The 21,635-nt window shown below is 72.3% G+C and carries 15 protein-coding genes; 8 read left to right on the forward strand and 7 right to left on the reverse strand.

Features of this window, described 5'->3' with window-relative positions; genetic code table 11:
- Both Q7T52_RS06425 and Q7T52_RS06430 read left to right on the forward strand, forming a co-directional pair.
- On the forward strand, positions 1-355 hold a 355-nt coding region (locus tag Q7T52_RS06425; protein WP_304800548.1), incomplete at its 5' end, for an HNH endonuclease signature motif containing protein.
- A 578-nt stretch (positions 356-933) separates the two neighbouring features.
- Positions 934-2,229, forward strand: a complete 1,296-nt coding sequence (locus Q7T52_RS06430; RefSeq protein WP_304800550.1) for a PQQ-binding-like beta-propeller repeat protein — start codon at positions 934-936, stop codon at positions 2,227-2,229.
- A gap of 16 nt (positions 2,230-2,245) precedes the next feature.
- On the opposite strand, the gene Q7T52_RS06435 is transcribed toward Q7T52_RS06430, so the two are convergent.
- The 7 genes from Q7T52_RS06435 to Q7T52_RS06465 form a co-directional block, all read right to left on the reverse strand.
- Positions 2,246-3,571, reverse strand: coding sequence for a TerD family protein (locus tag Q7T52_RS06435; RefSeq protein WP_304800552.1), 1,326 nt, complete (start codon positions 3,569-3,571; stop codon positions 2,246-2,248).
- A gap of 48 nt (positions 3,572-3,619) precedes the next feature.
- The gene (locus tag Q7T52_RS06440) at positions 3,620-5,275 is read right to left on the reverse strand and encodes an ABC-F family ATP-binding cassette domain-containing protein (protein ID WP_304800554.1); all 1,656 of its coding nucleotides are present in this window, start codon (positions 5,273-5,275) and stop codon (positions 3,620-3,622) included.
- Between the two features lie 19 nt (positions 5,276-5,294).
- The gene (locus Q7T52_RS06445) at positions 5,295-5,963 is read right to left on the reverse strand and encodes a class I SAM-dependent methyltransferase (RefSeq protein ID WP_304800556.1); all 669 of its coding nucleotides are present in this window, start codon (positions 5,961-5,963) and stop codon (positions 5,295-5,297) included.
- Positions 5,960-7,594, reverse strand: a complete 1,635-nt coding sequence (locus tag Q7T52_RS06450; RefSeq protein ID WP_304800558.1) for an acyl-CoA dehydrogenase family protein — start codon at positions 7,592-7,594, stop codon at positions 5,960-5,962. Before Q7T52_RS06450 ends, Q7T52_RS06445 begins: the two co-directional genes overlap by 4 nt.
- Positions 7,591-8,190 carry a TetR/AcrR family transcriptional regulator gene (locus Q7T52_RS06455; protein WP_304800559.1) on the reverse strand — a complete coding sequence of 200 codons (600 nt, stop codon included), beginning with the start codon at positions 8,188-8,190 and terminating at the stop codon, positions 7,591-7,593. Before Q7T52_RS06455 ends, Q7T52_RS06450 begins: the two co-directional genes overlap by 4 nt.
- A gap of 51 nt (positions 8,191-8,241) precedes the next feature.
- Positions 8,242-9,702, reverse strand: a complete 1,461-nt coding sequence (locus Q7T52_RS06460) for a sulfatase-like hydrolase/transferase (protein WP_304800561.1) — start codon at positions 9,700-9,702, stop codon at positions 8,242-8,244.
- A gap of 167 nt (positions 9,703-9,869) precedes the next feature.
- Positions 9,870-11,396: a sulfatase-like hydrolase/transferase gene (locus Q7T52_RS06465; protein WP_304800564.1), complete on the reverse strand. Its 1,527-nt coding sequence runs from the start codon at positions 11,394-11,396 to the stop codon at positions 9,870-9,872.
- A 153-nt stretch (positions 11,397-11,549) separates the two neighbouring features.
- Between Q7T52_RS06465 and Q7T52_RS06470 the strand changes: the two genes are divergently transcribed.
- The 6 genes from Q7T52_RS06470 to Q7T52_RS06495 all read left to right on the forward strand — a co-directional run bounded on the left by Q7T52_RS06470 (position 11,550) and on the right by Q7T52_RS06495 (position 21,617).
- Complete coding sequence (locus tag Q7T52_RS06470; protein ID WP_304800566.1) at positions 11,550-12,695, forward strand: phosphotransferase family protein; 1,146 nt, start codon at positions 11,550-11,552, stop codon at positions 12,693-12,695.
- Entirely contained in the window at positions 12,695-13,807 is a 1,113-nt protein-coding gene (locus Q7T52_RS06475; RefSeq protein ID WP_304800569.1) for a hypothetical protein, read from the forward strand. The genes Q7T52_RS06470 and Q7T52_RS06475 overlap by 1 nt, the downstream gene beginning before the upstream one ends.
- 154 nt (positions 13,808-13,961) lie before the next feature.
- Positions 13,962-15,416, forward strand: a complete 1,455-nt coding sequence (locus Q7T52_RS06480; protein WP_304800571.1) for an aldehyde dehydrogenase — start codon at positions 13,962-13,964, stop codon at positions 15,414-15,416.
- Between the two features lie 77 nt (positions 15,417-15,493).
- Entirely contained in the window at positions 15,494-17,908 is a 2,415-nt protein-coding gene (locus Q7T52_RS06485) for a hypothetical protein (protein ID WP_304800573.1), read from the forward strand.
- A 354-nt stretch (positions 17,909-18,262) separates the two neighbouring features.
- Positions 18,263-19,888 (forward strand): succinic semialdehyde dehydrogenase, encoded by a 1,626-nt coding sequence (locus Q7T52_RS06490; protein ID WP_304800575.1) that lies wholly within the window; start codon positions 18,263-18,265, stop codon positions 19,886-19,888.
- A 1-nt stretch (position 19,889) separates the two neighbouring features.
- Positions 19,890-21,617 (forward strand): GMC oxidoreductase, encoded by a 1,728-nt coding sequence (locus Q7T52_RS06495; RefSeq protein WP_304800577.1) that lies wholly within the window; start codon positions 19,890-19,892, stop codon positions 21,615-21,617.
- The last annotated feature ends 18 nt before the right edge of the window (positions 21,618-21,635 follow it).

Here is a 21,635-nt window from a genome sequence, read left to right on the forward strand (position 1 = left end):
GTGGTGCGAGACCGCGGGTACGAAGGTGACGGTGAGGCCGGTCATCGACCTCAACACCAACCCAGTGACCGAGGCCTACCGCCCGACCGAGGCCATCCGTGAACAGGTCCGTCTACGTGACGGGACGTGTGTGTTTCCGGGCTGCCACCGCCGTCACGTCGATCTCGACCACATTGTCCCGTTCGACGCCGGCGGCCCGACGAGCGTTGAGAACCTGGCGATGCTGTGCCGGAGGCACCACCGCGCCAAGACCCACGGCACGTGGTCCTACCGGGTCCTCGAGCCCGGGTTGTACGAGAGGACCAGCCCCACCGGCATCACCTACCTCGTCGACCGACGCCGACGACGACCCTGAACGCCCCGACGACCCCGCTCCCACCAGGCAGCGGGGCCATCGGCATGCCCAGACGGCACCCACACGGTGATCGAGCCGGGCGAGCCCCCGGCGAGCCCGTGTCGAGATCCCTGCAGCCGACCCACCCGACCCGACCCCGTCGATGCGAGCGGCCCCGCGACCACCGTGTGGCCCGGTCGGTCTACCGCTGCGGGGGTCTCGACTCGCGGTGACTTCGTCCCCGCGGCTCGACCACCGTGTCCGCACCTCGGTGATCGAGCCGACGGGCCGGCTACGGCCCGGCGTGTCGAGATCCCCGCAGCCGACCCACCCGACCCGACCCCGTCGCTGCGGCTGAGCGGCCCCGCGACCACCGTGTGGCCCGGTCGGTCTACCGCTGCGGAGGTCTCGACTCGCGGTGACTTCGTCCCCGCGGCTCGACCACCGTGCGGTAGGCCGTGGGTGCCGCGACGTCCTGCTGACCCGTCGCACAAACGCGACGGGTCACCGTGCCCTGCACGGCCGCGCACGTCAACGCCCAGGTGCCTGGGAGGCGGACGCGCGTTTGCGCGCAGGCCCTCCGGTGGAAGGTCCAGGCCATGACTGCCATCAAGCGCCGAGGGATCGCCGTGCTCGTGCTCGTCGCCCTGGCCGCCTGCTCGGACCCGGCCACGGACGATCCCACGCCGAAGCCCCAGACGTCCGACCCGACGACCGGACCCGCGTCCGCTCCGCAGGCGGGTGACGTCCTGTGGCAGACGCGTCCCCTGCAGCTGAGGGTCATCGGCGTCGGCCGGACCGGTGCGGGCTACGTGGTGGCGACCAACGGCTCGACGATCGGCTACTCCGCCGACGGTCAGCAGGAGTGGACCGTGCCCGAGCCGGCGGGGCGACGGCGCTCCGGCGCGGCCGAGGTCGACGGCGACGTGGTCGTCCGGTCCTCCTTGGGAGGGCGCGGGACCCACGTGCGGGTCCTCGACGGGGCCACGGGCGCCCTGCGCTGGGAGCGCGACGTGGGCGGGCTGGTGGTCGGCCAGGGGACGCTGTTCACCAACAGCTGCGGCGGCGACGCCGGCTGCACCGTGACGGCGATCGCGACCGCGACCGGACGGGTGCGGTGGCAGACGCCGGCGTCCGACGGTCTCAGCATCCTGGAGCAGGTCGGTGCGACGGTGCAGGCCACGAGCTTCCCGTTCGGCACCGACCGCACCCGGGATCCTCTCGGCAAGCGGACGCTGCTGCAGGTCTTCGACGCGCGTACCGGCGAGCAGCGCGGGCCCGACCTGCTCGGCAACGGCTTCCAGGGCGTCGGACGGGTCGTGATCGAGGCGGACTACTCCGGCTCCGTCGGGCGGGACTGCACGGCCGAGCTCATTGCCCGGAGCCTCGACGGGCAGGAGCGGTGGCGGCGTACCTTCGACTGGACCCTGGCCCGCGACGACCACGACTGCGCCCTCCCGCTCGACGTGTCGCCGCTTGCCGGCGGCCGGGTCGACGTGTGGACACGCGGCGCGTTCGGCGTGGTGCTCGACGCCACCACGGGCCGCACGCTCTGGTCCTACGGCGGCCGCAGGCTGCTGATCGACTCCGCCGGCGGCGTCGACGTCGTCACCGACAGCGCGTTCCGGCGCTTCCGTGGGGTCGACGCCGGGACGCACCGCCCACGCTGGCAGGCGGCGGGAGAGCTGTCCTTCGACGACGACCCGGCCGGCTTCCTCGGCTTCACCGAGGACCAGGACGACGGGACGGAGGGCTTCACCCTGCGGTCGATCCGCAGCGGCGAGGAGTCGCTCACCGTGACGGGCCGCTACGTCGGCAGCGGCGACGACTGGCTGGCGACCGTGGCCCGGGACCTCTCCACCGACCAGGTCTCGATCGTCTCCTGGCCGCACTGAGCCCCCACGACGAGCCCTACTTGCCCCACTTCACCTTGTTGCGCGGACCGGTGTCCATCTCGACGACGACCTGCCCGGTGGCGTCGAGCACGAGCTTGGGCCGGTTCTCCGAGCGCCGCTTGCTGTAGAGCTCGAGCGGCTCGATGACGACGCCGTCGGGCGTGTTGCGGATGATGCCCGGCACGCAGGTGTAGATCTTCTTGTCCTCGTTGGCGTTGGTCGCCTCGAGGGTGATCCGCGTGCCGGCGCCGTTGTCGATGGCGAGCGAGACCTGGTACTGGTGGAACGACCCCGACCCGTTGGTGATCGCCGAGTAGGCGACCGGCAGCACGGCGACGATGTCGGGCGAGAGCTTGATGTCGATCGTCTCGGTCTGCTCGGATACCTTGCCGGTCGGCTTCTTCACGTCGCCGTGGTGGCGGATGCCGAGGAACTCCTGCAGCACCGGCACCCCCTTGGCCTCGAACATCGCGACGTCGGTCTGCCGCCCGTCGGTCGTCCACACCAGGGCGTAGACGTCGTAGTCGGTCCCCGACCGCCACGACACCGACGCCGTGATCAGCGGCGTCTTCTCCATCACCACCGCGCGGTCGCCCTTGCTGAGGTTGACCGCGCCGGAGACCTTCTGGAGGTTGATCCCGCCACCGGTCGGTGCGGGGGGTGCCGGCGGCTCCGGCGGCGTGTAGACCGGTGGCGGCGGTGGCGGCGGTGGCGGCGGAGCGGCGTACGTCGGCGGGGGCGGCGGCAGCGGGGTCGGCGTCGAGGAGATGGGCGGGGTCGGCACGGGCGTCGACATCGGGGGCGGCGGGGGCGGCGCGTCGCCGGTCTCGACCCCGTGGGCGGCGGCCAGGCCGGCGAGTCCGCTCGCGAAGCCCTGCCAGATCGAGCGGACCTTGTGCTCCTGGTTGCGGATGTAGACCTCGGCCACCATCAGCCCGCGCTCGTTGGTGAACGCCGGTGGCGCGAGGTCGAAGGCGGGGGTCCCGCCCACGTCGATCCGGGCGGTCAGCCCGGGCACCGCCGCGAACCCGGGCCCGCCGTCCTCGGTCAGGCTGACGACGATCCGCTCGATCCCTGCGGGGAGACGGGCCAGGTCGAACGCGAGCCGGTGGCGTACGACGCCGCCGACGGTCTCGGGCGGCAGGAACCGCGCGCTCCCCTCGGGACCGTCGGGCTGGTTGTAGAAGACCATGTCGTCGTCGCCGCGCACCCGGCCCTGCGTGGTGACGAGGAAGGCGGTGAGGTTGACGTCGACCGAGGCGTCCGCGGCGTGCTCGACGACGACCTCGCCGGCCGGGGCCGCCAGTCGCTGGTTGGTGCCTTGGGGGAGGGGGGTCGCCATGCGGCGAAGGTACGTGAGGGACCCACACACACCTGGGCTGTCGGTCCCTCAGCCACCGACGGCCGCGTGCCGGACGACGACCTGTCCGGCGGCGACCTCCCAGCTCTGGTCGAGGCGCACGTTCTCGAGGAGACGGCGGTCGTGCGAGACCAGCAGCAGGGCGCCGTCGTAGGACTCCAGGGCCTGCTCCAGCTGCTCGATCGCCGGGAGGTCGAGGTGGTTGGTGGGCTCGTCGAGCACCAGCAGGTTGACCCCGCGCGCCTGCAGCAGCGCCATCGCGGCGCGGGTGCGCTCCCCGGGCGAGAGCCGCCCGACGAGGCTGGTGACCTGGTCGGCCTTGAGCCCGAACTTGGCCAGCAGCGTGCGGACCTCGGCCGGGGTCCACTCCGGTACGACGGCCTCGAACGCGTCGCCGAGCGGCTGGTCGTCGGCCAGCCCGGTCCGCGCCTGGTCGATGACCCCGACGGCGACCGACGCGCCGAGAGCGGTGCTCCCGGTGTCGGGGGCGTCGTCGCCGAGCAGCAGCCGCAGCAGGGTCGTCTTGCCGGCACCGTTGGGACCGGTGATGCCGATCCGCTCGCGCGCGTTGACCTGCAGCGAGACCGGGCCGAGCGCGAAGTCGCCCAGCCGGCGGGTCGCCTCGTTGAGGGTCGCGACCACGGCGCTCGAGCGCGGGGCGGCGGCGATGTCGAACTGGAGCACCCACTCCTTGCGCGGTTCCTCGACCTCGTCGAGCCGCGCGATGCGCGACTCCATCTGCCGCACGTTCTGGGCCTGCTTCTCCGACGACTCGGTCGCCGCCTTGCGCCGGATCTTGTCGTTGTCGGGGCTCTTCCTCATCGCGTTGCGCACGCCCTGCGAGCTCCACTCGCGCTGCGTCCGGGCGCGGGAGACGAGGTCGGCGCGGGTGTCGGCGTAGTCCTCGTAGGCCTCGCGCGCGTGCCGGCGTGCGACCGCCCGCTCCTCGAGGAAGGCGTCGTAACCCCCGTCGTAGACGGTGACCTGGTGCTGGGCGAGGTCGAGCTCGACGATCCGGGTGACGCACCGCGCGAGGAACTCGCGGTCGTGCGACACGAGGACGACCCCGCCGCGCAGCCCCTGCACGAACGCCTCGAGACGCGCCAGGCCGTCGAGGTCGAGGTCGTTGGTTGGCTCGTCGAGCAACACCACGTCGAACCGGCTGAGCAGCAGCGCGGCCAGCGCCACGCGGGCGGCCTGCCCGCCCGAGAGCGACGTCATCAGTGCCGACGGCCCGACGTCGAGACCGAGGTCGGCGAGCACCGCCCCGGTACGGTCCTCGAGGTCGGCGGCGCCGCTGGCCATCCAGCGGTCGAAGGCCACGGCGTAGGCGTCGTCGGAGCCGGGCTCGCCCGAGCCGAGCGCGGACGCGGTCGACTCCATGGCGACGGTCGCCTCGCCCGCACCCGTACGCCGGGCGAGGTAGGCAGCGACGGTCTCGTCCGGCACCCGCTCGTGCTCCTGGGGCAGCCACCCGACGAACGCGTCGCTCGGCGCCGTGGTCACCGTCCCGTCCATCGGCTCTGCCTCGCCGGCCAGCAGGCGCAGCAGCGTCGACTTGCCCGCGCCGTTGGCGCCGACCACGCCCACCACGTCACCGGGAGCGACCGTGAGGTCGAGGCCCTCGAAGAGCATGCGGTGCCCGTGGCCGCCGGAGAGGGCCTTGGCGACGAGGGTGGCGGTCACCGGTCGATCGTAGTGTCGCTCAGCGGCGCCGCAGGACGAGGTAGCCCTGGGGCTGCAGCTCGCCAGGTCCGCCCGGCTCGGCCGGTCGCTCGGCCGCCAGGACGACGTCGAACCCCGCCGCGCCGAGGTCGCGCTGCAGCCCGGCCGGCGAGCGCCACCAGATGTCGAAGCCGATCCCGAGGTCGAGCGTCTGCCCGCCGCGCCGCAGGCTGTCGTCGCCGATCTTGTACGCCGTCGCGAGCAGCCCGCCGGGCTTGACGACCCGTGCCAGCTCGCCGAACGCGACCGGGCGGTCGTCGGGGGACAGGTACATGAGCGAGTACCAGCACACGACGCCGTCGAGCGCGGCGTCGGCGAACGGCAGCGCACGCAGGTCGGCGACCTCGAACGCGAAGCCGGGCTGGTCGCGCCGGGCCACGCGCACCATCTCGGGGGAGAGGTCGACGCCGTGCGGCGTCAGCCCGAGGCCGGCCAGGTAGGGCGCCAGCCGGCCGGTCCCGCACCCGACGTCACCCACCGACGTACCGGTGCCGTGGTCGTGGACGAGCTCGGCGAAGAGCCCGAGCACGGCGCGCTCGACCGGCATCCCCTCGAGGTGGCCGACGAGGAGCTCGGCATAGACCTCGGCCAGGACGTCGTGCGACTGGCGCAGCTCGGAGGTCGCGTCGTCCGAGGGTGCAGCGCTCACCCCGCCGGCACCTCGACGTGGGCCCGCTCGACGATCGCGTCGAGGTCGAGCCCGGGCGGCAGGGTGCCGAGCGCGCCGCCCCAGTCGCGGCCCAGCCGCGAGGCGCAGAACGCGTCGGCGACGGCGGCCGGCGCGTGCTGCACGAGCAGCGACCCCTGCAGCACCAGGGCCAGCTGCTCGACGATCCGGCGGGCACGGAGCTCGAGCTCGGCGCCGTCGGACAGTTCCTTCTTGACCAGGGCGACGGCGTCGTCGAGGCGGTGGTCGGCGCCGGCGGCCAGCTCGACCTCGGTGAAGAACCGCTCCACCGACTCGGGCTCGCGGCCCATCGCGCGCAGGGCGTCGAGGGCGGCGACGTTGCCCGATCCCTCCCAGATCGACAGCAGCGGCAGCTCGCGGTATATCCGCGGCATCCCGGACTCCTCGACGTAGCCGTTGCCGCCGAGGCACTCCATCGCCTCGCCGGCGTGGGCGGGACCGCGCTTGCAGACCCAGTACTTCGACACCGCGAGCGCCAGGCGCCGGAACGACGCCTCCTCGAGGTCGCCGCGCACCGCGCGGTCGGTCGCGCCCGCCAGCCGCATCGCCACGGTGGTCGCGGCCTCGGACTCGACGACGAGGTCGGCGAGCACGTTGCGCATCAACGGCTGGTCGACGAGCCGGCGGCCGAACGCCGAGCGGTGCCGCGCGTGGTGGACGGCGGTGACGGTGGCCAGGCGCATGCCGGACGCGGTCCCGAGGGTGCAGTCGAGGCGGGTCATGTTGACCATCTCGACGATCGTCCGCACCCCGCGGCCCTCCTCGCCGACGAGCCAGGCCGACGCGCCGTCGTACTCGATCTCGGAGGAGGCGTTGGACTTGTTGCCGAGCTTGTCCTTGAGCCGCATCAGGTACATCGGGTTGAGCGCGCCGTCGGGGAGCACCCGCGGCACCAGGAAGCACGAGAGCCCGCTCTCGGTCTGGGCCAGCGCCAGGAACAGGTCGCTCATCGGGGCGGAGGTGAACCACTTGTGGCCGGTCAGCCGCCAGGACCCGTCGGGCTGCGGCACCGCCTGCGTCGTGTTGGCGCGGACGTCGGAGCCGCCCTGCTTCTCGGTCATCGACATGCCCGCGATCAACCCGGCCTTGCCGGTGGCTACCCGCAGTCCGGGGTCGTAGGTCGTCGAGGTGAGCAGCGGCTCGTAGGTCGCCGCGAGCTCGGGCTCGGCGCGCAGTGCGGGGACGACGGCGTAGGTCATCGAGATCGGGCAGCCGTGGCCGGCGTCGACGTTCCAGGCGAGGAACTTCGCCGCGCGCGCGACGTGCGCGCCCGGCCGGTCGTCGGCCCAGGGCGTGCCGTGCAGGCCGTGCGCGACGGCCGTCGTCATCAACGAGTGGTACGCCGGCACGTAGTCGACCTCGTCGACCCGGTGGCCGTAGCGGTCGTGGGTGCGCAGCACCGGGGGCACCCGCTCCGCGAGCCGGCCCCACTCCTGGGCCTCCTCGGTCCCGGCCCGACGGCCCAGCGCCGACACCTCGTCGATCGCCCACCCGGCGTCCTCTCGCTCGAGCGCGGCGCGCAGCGCAGGATCGGCGGACGTGTCGTGGCCGACGAGCGGCGGGACCTGATTGGTGACGTCGTGGGTCTTCACGGGGCTGCTCCTAGGGCTCGGATGACGAAGGCGACGAGGTCGGGGACGGTGCGGCGCGAGCCGCCTCCGGCGTGGAGGGGGACGACGAGCGCCTCGGCCATCGCGCCCACCACGGCAGCAGCCGACACCTCGGCGTCCTGCGGCGGCAGGTCGCCGGCGGCGACCGCGTCGGCCACGAGGGTGGCGAAGATGTCGCGGTAGGCGCGGCGGTAGGTGAGCCGCTCGGCCTCGACCTGCGGGTCGACGGGTTCGGCGATGAGCGCGTAGGCGAGCCGCGGCGCCCTGAGGGCCCGGCGGGCGAACGTCTCGACGCTGGCCTCGACCCGCTCGGCGACCGTTCCGGGCTTGGCCGCGGCCGCCGCGACGGCGTCGACCTCACGCTGGGTGGCGACGCGGAAGACCTCGGCGAACAGGGCGCCCTTGTCGGGGAAGTGGCGGTAGACCGTGCCGGTCGCGACGTCGGCGCCGGTAGCGACCAGAGCGACCGAGCACCCGGCGTAGCCCCGCTCGCCGACCAGGGCGTGCGCGGCGCCCACGATCGCGGCGCGGGTGGCGTCGAGACGCTCCTGCACGGCGGGGGTCCGGCGGTAGGGCACCCAACAAGTGAACCCCGGTTCAGACCTTCGCGCAAGGGGCCAGGGCGGACGTCAGGGGCAGGGGTTGGGGGAGCCCTGCTCCTCGGTGCCCTGGCAGGTGCCGTACTGGTCGAGCAGGAGCCGGAAGGTGCGGAGCGTCTCGTGCGGCGGGCGGTCACGGGCGTGGGCGGGGGAGAGCAGGTTCTTCTTCATCAGGGCGTCCTCGTAGAACTCCCGGAAGACCACGACGCCGCCGTTGCCGTACCACTCGACGTAGGCCTGGCGGCCGCGCTTGATCAACCGCCACGACCGCAGGTTGGAGGCGAGCGGGCCGGACTCGCGACGCGCTAGGCCGCTGCTCTCGTTGTAGAACTCGCCGTAGACGAGCTCGCGCCGGTGGTCGCTCAGCAGCGAGTGGCCGTCGACGACGTGGCCGGGGATGACGCCGAAGACGTCGTAGAGGGTCGGGGCGATGTCGATGAGCGAGACCGGCTTCTTCTCGACCGCCGGCGGCCGGCCCGGGAACCACGCGAGCATCGGGATGTTGGTGGCGGCCGGGTAGGGGATCGACTTGCCCTCCCAGTTGACCTGGCCCCGGTCGGTGTAGCCGTTGTCGCTGGTGAAGATGACCGCGGTCTCGTCGAGGGCCCCGGCGTCCTCGAGCCGCTGGAACGTCGCGGCCATCTGGTCGTCGACGTCGTAGAGCGCGCGGACCTTGGCCGTGAAGAGCCGCTCGTAGTAGGACCGCGGGAAGCGGGCGCCGCGAAAGATCTTGAGCTTGTCGCCGTCGAAGCCCTCGGGGGCGAAGCGGAACGGCGGCACCGGGTCGTCCGCGTGGTTGACCGACGGCGGCGGCAGGTCCGAGACGTCGCCGCCGATGCCCTGCTTGTGCGGCGCCACGAAGGCGTCGTAGACGAAGAAGGGGTCGCCCGACTCGAGCTTGTCATCGAGGTAGGCGTCGAGGTAGGCGCCGTTGGTCTCGGTGGTGCTGAGCCCGTCCGTCGGCGTGTAGCGGCGGCCCAGGTCGTCGTAGAGCTTGAACGCGCCGGCGGGGCCCTTGTAGGAGTTCCAGAAGTTGAAGTGCGCGAAGCCGTTGTCGCGACCGTTGACGCCGTAGTACTCGCTCGCGTCGATGCCGTTGAGGTTCTTGCCGATGCCGTAGGTGTCGATGCCGAGGAGCGCGAGGTCGTGCTGGACCGTGTCGCGCACGTCGAGGCTCTTGGCGGCGATCTGGCTGACGACCCGGTTGTTGTGGGAGAGCTGCCCGGTCTGGATCTGCGCGCGGGCGGGGCAGCAGACCGGTGTCGCGGTCGTGGCGGACTCGAAGCAGGTGCCCTGCTGGCGCAGCCACTTGCTGCTCTTGGGCAGGTAGAGGTCGGCCTCGGCGCAGCTGAAGTCGCTCATGTCGTCGACGAGGAAGAGGATCGCGTTCTCGACCCGGACCGCGTCGGGCTCGGCCACCGGGTCGGAGGAGTGCGCCCGCTGGTTGATGACGTTGGCGACCAGGCCGCCCACGACCAGGACGGCGACCACGATGACGGTCGTCCACGTCGAGCGTCGGTGTCCGGAGCCGGACCCTGGCGGTGGCGGGGGGTCGACCGGCGGCTGCGCGCGAGCGGCAGGGCCGAGACCGAGTGACACGCCCCGAAGTGAATCAGACCGGTATGGTCACGCCCGATTCCTGGGGGCGGACCGGCGCGTCAGGTGCAGGGACGGACCCAGCCGTCCTCGACGGTGCCGGCACACCGCGACTGCGCGACGAGCTGCTGGTGCAGGTAGCGCACGAGGGACGGCTTGGGCCGCCGCCCGCGGTAGCCCGGCCACAGCATGTTGGCCAGCATCCTGGGCTCGCCGTAGAGCTCGCGCCGCAGGATCGTGCCCTCGGGCCGGTACCACTCGACGTAGGACCACCGGCCCTGCTTGAGCAGCCGCCACGAGCTGACGTAGCCCGTCGCGCGCCCCGACTCCTCGTCGACCAGGGAGTCGCGCTCGCCGAAGAACTCGCCGTAGACCTGCTTGCGGGTGTGGCCGCCGCGCAGCGAGTGCCCGTCGAGCCGGTGTCCGGGGGTGACGCCGAGGACGTCGTAGAGCGTGGGCGCGATGTCGACGAGCTGCACGGGCTTGCGGACGACCGCGGGCGCCGCGCCGGGGTACCACGCGAGCATCGGCACGTCGGTCGACGCCGGGTAGGGGATGGCCTTGCCGTCCCAGTTGACCTGGCCGCGGTCGGTGTAGCCGTTGTCGCTGGCGAAGATCACGGCGGTCTCGTCGAGGACGCCGGCCGTCTCGAGCTTGGCGAACACCGACGCCATCTGGTGGTCGACGTCGTAGAGCGCACGGATCCGCTGGGTCCACAGGTGCTGGTAGAAGGCCCGGGTGCGGCGCGGCTTGGCGAACAGCGGCAGCTTGTCGCGGGCCTCGGGCTCGGGCGCGTAGTAGAACGGCGGTACGGCGGCCTGCGCGTGGGCCGGGGTCGGCAGGGGCATGACCCCCTGGCCGCCGCCGACGCCCTGCTTGTGCGGTGCGAAGAACGCGTCGTAGACGAAGAACCGCTCCCCGGTCTCGAGGTAGCCGTCGAGCTTGTCGTCGAGGAACGCACCGTTGGTCTCGGTGCTGTGGAGCCCGTCGGTCGGCACGTAGGTGCTGCCGTCGTCGGCGTAGAGCAGGAACGAGCCCGGCGCGTTCTTGTAGGAGTTCCAGAAGTCGAAGTCGTCGAACCCGTTGCTCATCGCGCCCGGGCCGTAGTAGTTGGCCGCGTCGACCCCGTTGAGGTTCTTGCCCACGCCGTAGGTGGTGAGGCCGGCCTCGCCGAGGTCGTGCTGCACGGTGTGGCTCACGTCGAGGTGACGCGCGTCGAGCTGGGTGCGCACCCGGTTGTTGTGCGCCAGCTGCCCGGTCTGCACCTGGGCCCGCGCCGGGCAGCAGACCGGCGTCGAGGTCGACGCGGTCTCGTAGCAGGTGCCGCGGTCCTTGAGCCACGCCGAGCTCTCGGGCAGGAAGTCGTGCACCTGCGAGCAGGAGAAGTCGCTCATGTCGTCGACCAGGAACACGACGGCGTTGCGGACGCCGGACCCGGCACCGCCGGGAGCCGGCCACGGCTCGGGCTCGTCGGCTACCCGCTGCTGACCGCCCGCCACGCTGGTCGTGGTCGACAGGGGGTCGGTCCCGACGAGCGTGCCGGCGAGCAGGAGCACCAGGGCTGCCGCCAGCAGTCTCGAGCGCTTCACACGGCACCAACGGGACTCACGGGGAAAACGTTTACCCCATACCCGACCGAACCTGTGCACTAAGGCCGTCCGGTGGACGAGGTGTTGCGCAACCGTGACGCCGGTGACGCCAACCCGTTGACAACTAGAACACGTTCCACTGAGACTCCGAACGTGACCCAAGCCACACCGCCCGCGACCGACATGACGATGCAGCGGTCGAGCCGGGACGCGACCACGGTGCCGGGGCTGCTGGCCGACTGGCTCACGACCCTGCTCCCCGCCGGCGCCGACCCCGAGGTCGTGCTCCTCTCCGGCGTCGACGCCAACGGGATGAGCTCGGAGACGCTGATCTTCGACGCGACCTGGACCGAGGGCGGCACCCGCGCCACCCACGAGTACGTCGCCCGGGTGGCCCCGTCGGCGGACGACTTCCCGGTGTTCCCGACCTACGCCCTCCAGGACCAGTACGACGCCATGCGGCTCGTCGCGGAGCTGACCGACGTCCCGGTGCCGACGGTCGGGTTCGTCGAGCCGACCGGGATCGTCCTGGGCACGCCGTTCTTCCTCATGGACCGCGTCGACGGCGTCATCCCGCAGGACGTGCTGCCCTACAACTTCGGCGACAACTGGCTGCACGACGCCGCGCCCGAGCAGCAGCGCCGGCTGCAGGACGCCTCGGTCGACGTCATCGCCCGGCTGCACGCGATCCCCGACGCGGGCAGGACGTTCGCCTTCCTCGACCCGCACCAGCCGGGGGAGACCCCGCTGGCGCGCAACCTGGCCCGCACCCGCGCCTGGTACGACTTCGCGGTCGCCGACATCGGTCGCTCGCCGCTCGCCGAGCGCGGGCTCGACTGGCTCGAGGCCCACCTGCACGACGCCGAGGCGGCCGGCAGCGGCGACGTCGTCCTCTGCTGGGGCGACAGCCGGATCGGCAACATGATCTACCGCGACTTCGAGCCCGTCGCCGTCCTCGACTGGGAGATGGCGGCCATCGGCCCGCGCGAGCTCGACCTGTCGTGGATCGCCTTCGCCCACATGGTCTTCGAGTCGATCACCGGGGTCATGGGCATGCCGGGCATGCCCGACTTCATGCGGGAGCAGGACATCGTGGCGACCTACGAGGAGATCACCGGTGTCACGCTCGCCGACCTCACCTGGTTCCACCTCTACAACGCCGTCCAGTGGTGCATCGTCTTCATGCGCACCGGCGCCCGCCAGATCCACTTCGGCGAGATCGAGCGCCCCGACGACATCGAGACGCTGATGCACCACAAGCTGCTCATGGAGTCGATCCTCGAGCGGGCCGGCGCCTGATGCCGGTCCAGCACGGGCTCAGCGCCCTCGACGAGTACCCGATCCACCAGGCGCCCCTGCCGGTCACCTGGGCCGCGTCCAGCGACCGCAACTTCTACGACCGCTCCTACTTCAACGCCCACGACCGCACCGGCGACGTCTTCGCGATCTTCGGGCACGGCTACTACCCCAACCTCGGCACCAAGGACGCGTTCTTCCTGGTCCGCCGCGGCGACGAGCAGACCGCCGTCCACCTCGGTGACGCCATCGACGACGACCGGATGAACCAGCACGTCGGCGGCTACCGCGTCGAGGTCGTCGAGCCGCTGCGCCAGGTCCGGGTCGTGCTCGACGAGACCGAGGGCATCGCCGCCGACCTCACGTGGGACGGGTCGTTCCCGGTGCTGCAGGAGATGCCCCACGTGATGCGGTCCGGCTCGCGGGTCACCCTCGAGGCCCAGCGCTTCGCCCAGGTCGGGACGTGGTCCGGCTCCTTCTCCGTCGACGGCACGGACTACGCCGTCACGCCCGACACCTGGGTGGGCAGCCGCGACCGCTCGTGGGGGATCCGCCCGGTCGGCGAGGCCGTGCCGGCCGGCGCGCCCGCGACCCCCGAGTTCGAGGGCATGTGGTGGCTCTACGTCCCGATGCGCTTCGACGACTTCATGCTCTGCCTGATCATCCAGGAGGAGCCCGACGGCTACCGCTCCCTCAACGACTGCCACCGGGTGTGGGCCGACGGACGCGTCGAGCAGCTCGGCTGGCCGCACGTCGCGGTCCGCTACGCCCCCGGCACCCGCGTGCCCACCGGCGCGACCATCACCTGCACGACCCCCGACGGCAAGCCGCTCGAGATCGAGGTCGAGTCGCGCCTCGCCGTACCCCTCCACGTCGGTGGCGGCTACGGCGGCGACTCCGACTGGTCCCACGGCGTGTGGAAGGGCCCCGGCTTCACCGAGCGCGTCACCTACGACATCACCGCCTCGGACGTGGCCGGCCGGGTGATGTTCGGCGTCATCGACCACGTCGGCCGTGCCACCTGTGACGGGCAGGAGGGCTGGGGCCTCTTCGAGCACGGCGCCCTCGGCCGCCACGACCCCTCCGGATTCACCGACTGGTTCACAGTCTCATGACGCGTTCCGGACGGCAGGGGGGTCCCACCCGCGCCGAGACGGGTCGAGCTGGGGCCAGGTCGGTCTCCGGCACGGGCGTGACGCTGTCCCCCTTCCGCCCGGACCGCGTGGCGCCCCCTCATTCCCGACCGTCGACCGATACGGAGACCCACTCATGACCCTCGACCGCGACACCTTCTTCATCGACGGCGCCTGGGCCGCCCCCACGTCCAGCGGCACCATCGAGGTGATCTCACCGCACACCGAGGAGGTGGTCGCAACCGTGCCCGAGGGCACCGTCGCCGACATCGACGCCGCGGTCGCCGCGGCGCGGCGGGCGTTCGACGAGGGACCGTGGCCCCGGCTCACGCCCCAGGAGCGGATCGACGTCGTCCAGGTCTTCTCCGGCCTCTACGCCGGCAAGCTGGCCGAGATGGCCGACGTGATCACCGCCGAGATGGGCTCGCCCACGTCGTTCTCCAACCTGGCCCAGTCGCCGGCGCCGTGGATGCAGATCGAGGCGTTCCTCGGCATCGCCCGCAGCTATCCGTGGGAGGAGGTGCGCGACGGCGTGATGGGGATGCCGGTCATGGTCCGCCGCGAGCCGGTCGGCGTCGTGGCCGCGATCCCGCCGTGGAACGTCCCGCAGTTCACGATCATGTCCAAGGTCGTCCCGGCGCTGCTGGCCGGCTGCACCGTCGTCGTCAAGCCGGCGCCCGAGACCCCGCTCGACGGCTACCTGATGGCCGAGCTGCTGCACGAGGCCGGCGTCCCCGCGGGCGTCGTCAACATCGTCGCCGGCGGACGTGAGGTCGGCGAGCACCTCGTCGCCCACCGCGGTGTCGACAAGGTCGCCTTCACCGGCTCGACCGCCGCGGGCCGCAAGATCGCCGCCGTCTGCGGCGAGCAGCTCAAGCGGGTCAGCCTCGAGCTCGGCGGCAAGTCGGCCGCGATCGTGCTCGACGACGCCGACCTCACCCAGGCCGTCGAGGGCCTGAAGTTCACCGCCCTGATGAACTCCGGCCAGGCCTGCGTCGCCCAGACCCGGATCCTGGCCAGCCGTGCCAACTACGCCAACGTCGTGGACGCCCTGGCCGAGGCGGTCGGTGGCATGCAGGTCGGCGACCCGATGGACCCTGCCACCGAGATCGGCCCGATGGTCGCCCAGCGCCAGCAGGAGCGGGTCGAGAAGTACATCGCGCTCGGGCAGGAGGAGGGGGCCCGGCTCGTCGTCGGCGGCAACGGCATGCCCGACGGCCTCGACCGCGGCTGGTACGTCCGCCCGACCGTCTTCGCCGACGTCGACAACGGGATGCGGATCGCCCAGGAGGAGATCTTCGGCCCGGTCCTCTCGGTGATCCCCTACGACGACGTCGACGACGCCGTCCGGATCGCCAACGACTCCGACTACGGGCTGGCCGGGACCGTCTGGACCGGCGACCAGGCCGCGGGCCTCGACGTCGCCCGCCGGGTCCGCACCGGGACCTACGGCGTCAACACCTACACGATGGACTTCTCCGCGCCCTTCGGCGGCTTCAAGGCCTCCGGCCTGGGGCGCGAGTTCGGCCCCGAGGGGCTGGGTCAGTACACCGAGCTGAAGTCGATCTACCTCGAGGCGCCGACCGGCTGACGGTCGCAGGTCACGGCCCCGGCCGCATGGTCAGTTCGGGTCATGCCGGTGCTCGGGGCCGGTGCCATGCTCCGGGGATGAGCCAGCCGACCACCGTCCGCCACCTCCTCCGCGGCGTCGCCGCGGCCACCGTGACCGCCGCGGTCCTGGGGTCGTGGCTGGTGCACGCGCCGGCCGCCCAGGCCGCCGGCACGGCGTACGCCTGGACGGGGCAGGGTGCCGACGACGAGTGGGCCAACACCCAGAACTGGACGCCCCAGGGCGTGCCCGGGACCGGCGACTCGGTCGTCATCGCGCCGCCGACCACGGGGTCGTGCCTGGCCAGGCCCGTCGGCGCCCCGACGGCCACGCTGGTCGACCTCGACATCCACGAGACCGAGCCCTCGCCCGGCACCCGGTGCGGCGCCAGCCTCGGCGGCGGGGCGATCACCGTGTCCGGCCACCTCGAGATCCACGGGGCGGTGGTCTCGACCCCGCTGACCATGCTGGCCGGGTCGACGGGCGACATCTCGCCCAACGTGACCGACGTCGACCAGAACACCCAGCTCCTCGGCGGCCTCACCGTCGCCGGGTCGCTGACCCTCACCGGCAACACGATCGACCACCACCCGCTGCTCGTCGGTGCGGGCGTCGCGCTCAAGACCGTCCCGGGCGGGGTGATCACCTCCTCCGGCCCCAACCACCTCCTCGGCTTCTCCTGCTGCGTCAACCCGCCGCGGCTGGTCAACGAGGGCCGGTTCGTGTCGACGGGGGGCACCACCACGGTGCGCGCCGCGCAGATCGACCAGGCCGGCATCCTCGAGCTGACCTCCGGCGGCCGGCTCGAGAGCTCGGGCGCGGCCAACACCGCCGCCCACGGGTCGTCGTACGTCGGCGCGGGGGCCTGGGTGCTCGGCAGCGGCTCGGTCACGACGCTGACCGGCACCCAGACGCTCGCGCAGGACTTCGTGCTGGTCCAGGGCGGACCGGGCATCTCGGGCACCAACACCGTGGCCGGGACCTTCACGCTGGCCGGCACTGGGACCTACTTCTGGCAGGGCGGCGACCTCGAGGCCGACATGACGATCAGCCACGGCGCCGGGCTGTCGGCAGAGGGCGACGCCGGGGCCCAGCGGTCGCTCGACGGACGCGACGGTGCCAACCAGCCGGTGCGCATCACCAACCACGGCCGGATCCGCTTCGTCGGCGGAGCCAGCTACTACGCCCGCACCGGCGGGCGCATCGACAACGCCTCCGACGGAGAGCTGCTCCTCGCCGCCGACACCCAGGTCGGCAGCGACTGCTGCGGGCTCCCGGGGATCATCCACAACGCCGGTGGCAAGGTCGTCGCCGCCGGCAACGGTGGGCCCGTGGTCCTCGACAACGTCCAGCTCGAGTCCGTCGGGGGCAGCGTGGAGGTCTCCGCCGCCTTGCGCCTCGAGCTGACCGGCGGGGGGACCGACTTGCTGTCGGGCTCGCCCGAGATCCTCGGCGGCGGCACGCTGGCCGTCGCCTCGCCCACCACGGTCGCGGGCGCCATCCCGGTCCGCACGGGCACGACGCTGCTCCTCGACGAGTACCCCGGCACCCTCGACGGCAACGCGACGATCACGGGCGCGGGCGACTTCCGGTGGCGGGGCGGCGCCGTCAGCGGCAACCTGACCCTCAGCCCGCAGGGCGGCTCGACCCTCGACGTGCCCGCCGACCCGGCCAACCACGAGCACAAGCACGTCCTCGACCCCCACGGGCCCAGCAAGGTCCGCTTCACCACCGCCACCCGGCTGCTCGCCGGCACGACGGCCGCCCCCAACCAGGTCGACCTCGTCGACCCCGCCGTCCTGACCTTCGCCGGTGCGACGACCGTCGGGCCCGACGTCGTGCTCTCGCACGGCACGATCGTCAACACCGGGTCGCTCACGGTGGCCGCCCAGACGACCCACCCCGTCTCCCTCGACGCCACCGAGCTGCGCACCAGCGGACGGGTGACCGTCGCGTCGGGCCGGCTCGAGGTCGACGACGGCTACCTCCAGAGCGGGGGTACGACGTCGCTCGCCGCCGGCACGAACCTGCGGCTCGGCGGGTCGAGCGCCCAGGTCGTCCTCACCGGCGGCCAGCTCACCGGCCGCGGGACCGTGACCGGGCGCGTCGTCAACAGCCGGGCCTCCGTCGTACCCGGGCTCGCCGGCGCCGGCACCCTCCGTGTCAACGGCTCCTACACCCAGGGCCGGGGCGGGGCGCTGCTCGCCCGGCTGGCCGCCCGGGGCGGCACCCTGCTCGCCGTCTCGGGGACGAGCAGCGTGCGCGGCCGGCTCAAGGTGACCAACGCCCACGTCCCCCGGGCCGGTCGCACGCGGGTCGCGCTGACCTCGACCGGTGCGCTCGGCGCCCCGCTGGGTTGCGTCACCACGACCGGCCCGGGCACCAGCGGCCCCCAGGCCCGGCACTGGACCGCCGCGGTCGCCGGCCACCGCCTGGTGCTGCGGTCGGTGAAGGGCGCCCGGACCCGCTGCTGATCCCGGTCGCGTCGTCACCGTCAGATTTAGGCGCCCTCGGTGAGCGTCTCCTGCCACGTGCCCTGGGCGCCCGCGGCGAGGACTGCGACGGTGGTGACGTCGCCGCGCCCGTGGCGCCTCGGCGCCGTCGGTCTCGCCGGTTATCCACAGGGGCGCCCCGCGAGGAGAATCACCGCTGCAGCGGGGTTTCTCCCGGTTCTGCGCCGAAACTTCGTCGCAGAAGGAGGAGAAACCCCGCTGAGGCGGTGAATCTCCACCACGAGCTCCGCTTGACACCGCAAACGAATGTGTAAAGAACCACAGAAGTGACCGATCGGTAGCACCGGAGACCCCGGTCACATACTCTCGGTACTTATGGCTGCCTCCCCGAACCCGACCCCCGCAGGTGGACCTCTGGTGGAGGGGCCGGCCGATCCCGAGCACGACCCGACCGCCGCCTACGCGCTCGAGCCCGACTACGTCGCGGGCCTCACCGCCCGGCTGGTCGCGACGACCGGTCGCACCGTCGCGGTGACCAGCCCGCTCGACGGCGCGCCACTGGCGCACGTCCCGCAGTCGAGCGAGGCCGACGTGGCCGAGGCGTTCGCGCGGGCGCGCCGGGCGCAGGCCGTCTGGGCGCGGGTCCCGGTCGCCGAGCGCGCGGCGATGCTGCTGCGCCTGCACGACCTCGTGCTCGAGCGGCAGGACGAGATCATCGACCTGATCGTGCTCGAGTCGGGCAAGGCGCGGAAGCACGCCTTCGACGAGCCGCTCCACATCGCGCTCACCGCCCGCTACTACGCGCGCACCGCCCGCCAGCACCTCGACACCCAGCGCAAGCGGGGCGTCGTACCCGGCCTCACCCGCGTCGAGGTCAACCACGTGCCCAAGGGCGTCGTCGGGATCATCTCGCCGTGGAACTACCCGTTCACGATGGCGCTGTGCGACGGGCTGCCGGCGCTGCTCGCCGGCAACGCGGTCGTGACCAAGCCCGACGCGCAGACCATGCTGACGGCGCTGCTCGGCGCCCGGCTGCTCGACGAGGCCGGCTTCCCCCAGGACCTGTGGCAGGTCGTCGCCGGCCCGGGCCGCGAGCTCGGCGGGCCGATCATCGAGCGCTCCGACTACGTCTGCTTCACCGGCTCCACCGCGACCGGCAAGCTGATCGCCGCCCAGTGCGCCGAGCGGCTGATCGGCTGCTCCCTCGAGCTCGGTGGCAAGAACCCGCTGCTGGTGCTGCGCGACGCCGACCTCGAGAAGGCCGCCGAGGGCGCCGTGCGCGCGTCGTTCTCCAACGCCGGCCAGCTCTGCGTCTCGATGGAGCGGATGTACGTCGCCGACCAGGTCTACGACCGGTTCGTCGAGCGGTTCGTCGCTCGCACCCAGGCGATGACCCTCGGCGCCACCCTGGCCTGGGAGAACGACATGGGCTCCCTCATCAGCCAGGACCAGCTCGACACCGTCACCGCCCACGTCGACGACGCCGTCGCCAAGGGCGCGCGCGTGCTGACCGGCGGCCGCGCCCGGCCCGACCTGGGGCCCTTCTACTACGAGCCCACGATCCTCGAGGGCGTCACCCCCGACATGACCTGCTTCGGCCACGAGACCTTTGGTCCCGTCGTCTCGCTCTACCGCTTCCACGACGAGGCCGACGCGGTCGCTCGTGCCAACGACGGCGACTACGGCCTCAACGCCTCGATCTACAGCCAGGACGGGGGCCGCGCCCGCGCGATCGCACGCCAAGTCAAGTGCGGCACCGTCAACATCAACGAGGCGTTCGGGGCGACGTTCGCCAGCATCGACTCCCCGATGGGCGGCATGCGCGAGTCCGGCATGGGGCGCCGCCAGGGCAGCGAGGGCATCCACCGCTACACCGAGTCCCAGTCGGTCGCCACCCAGCGGCTGGTGCGCTTCGCGCCGATGCTCGGGATGTCCGACGAGACCTACGCCAAGGTCATGACCGCCAACCTCCGCCTCATGAAAAAGCTCGGAAGGGCCTGAGATGCCTGACACCCACGACCACGAGCACGACTTCGACGTCCTGGTCATCGGCTCCGGGTTCGGCGGCTCCGTCGCCGCCCTCCGGCTGACCGAGAAGGGCTACACGGTCGGCGTCGTCGAGGCCGGCCCGCGCTTCGAGGACGAGGACTTCGCCTCCGGCACCTTCGACCTCAAGCGCTACCTGTGGGCACCCGCCCTCGGCTGCTACGGCATCCAGCGCATCGACGCCGTCCGCGACACCCTCATCGTGGCCGGGGCCGGCGTCGGCGGTGGGTCGCTCGTCTACGCCAACACGCTCTACGAGCCGCTCGACCAGTTCTACCAGGACCCCCAGTGGGCCGGCATCACGGACTGGAAGGACGAGCTCGCGCCCTACTACGACCAGGCCAAGCGGATGCTCGGCGTCGTCGACAACCCGGTCCGCACCCCGGCCGACGACGTCATGGAGAAGGTCGCCACCGACATGGGCGTGGCCGACACCTTCCACCCGACCCCCGTCGGGGTGTTCTTCGGCGGGCCCGAGGCCCGCCCGGGGGAGAAGGTCGAGGACCCGTTCTTCGGTGGCGAGGGCCCGAGCCGCAACGCCTGCCTCAACTGCGGCGAGTGCATGTCGGGCTGCCGCCACAACGCCAAGAACACCCTGGTCAAGAACTACCTCTACCTCGCCGAGAAGCGCGGGGCCAAGGTCCTGCCGCTCACCACGGTCACCCGGATCACGCCCCGCGACGGCGGCGGCTACGACGTCGACGTCAAGTACACCAAGGCCAAGCGGGCCACCGGCAAGAACACCCGCACCATCACCGCGCAGCACGTCGTCATGGCCGCCGCGTCCCTCGGCACCCAGAAGCTCCTGCACCGGATGAAGGACGAGGGCCACCTGCCCCGCCTCTCCGAGCGCCTCGGCTACCTCTCGCGCACCAACTCCGAGTCGATCCTCGGCGCGATCGCACCCCGCAACGACAAGACCGACTACTCCTACGGCGTCGCGATCACCTCGAGCTTCCACCCCGACGAGCACACCCACATCGAGCCGTGCCGCTACGGCAAGGGCTTCAACGCGATGGCGATGATGCAGACCGTGCTCACCGACGGTGACGGCGACGAGCCGCGCTGGCGGACCTGGCTCAAGCAGATGTGGAACGAGAAGGGCGAGCTCTTCGAGCTCTACGACCTCAAGCACTGGTCGGAGCGCACCGTCATCGCGCTGGTCATGCAGAGCCTCGACAACTCGATCACCACCTACGGCAAGAAGACCCGCTTCGGGTGGCGGATGACCTCCAAGCAGGGCCACGGCGCCCCCAACCCGACCTGGATCCCGGCCGCCAACGACGCCGTACGTCGGATCGCCGGCGTCCTGGGTGGCACTCCGGGCGGCAACATCGGCGAGCCCTTCAACATGCCGCTCACCGCCCACTTCATCGGCGGCTGCGCCATCGGCACCTCGCCCGAGACCGGCGTCGTCGACCCCTACCAGCGCGTCTTCGGCCACCCCGGCCTCCACGTCGCCGACGGCTCCGCCATCTCGGCCAACCTCGGCGTCAACCCGTCGCTGACCATCACCGCCCAGGCCGAGCGCGCCATGGCGCTGTGGCCCAACAAGGGCGAGGCCGACGACCGCCCGGCGCTCGGCGACGACTACCGCCGGATCGACCCCGTCGAGCCCCGGCACCCGGCCGTGCCGCCCCAGGCCTCGGGTGCCCTGCGGCTCCCGATCGTGCGGGTGTCCTGACGCCTGGTCCAGACCGGA

The sequence above is a fragment of the Nocardioides sp. genome, assembly GCF_030655615.1.
Lineage (GTDB): Bacteria > Actinomycetota > Actinomycetes > Propionibacteriales > Nocardioidaceae > Nocardioides.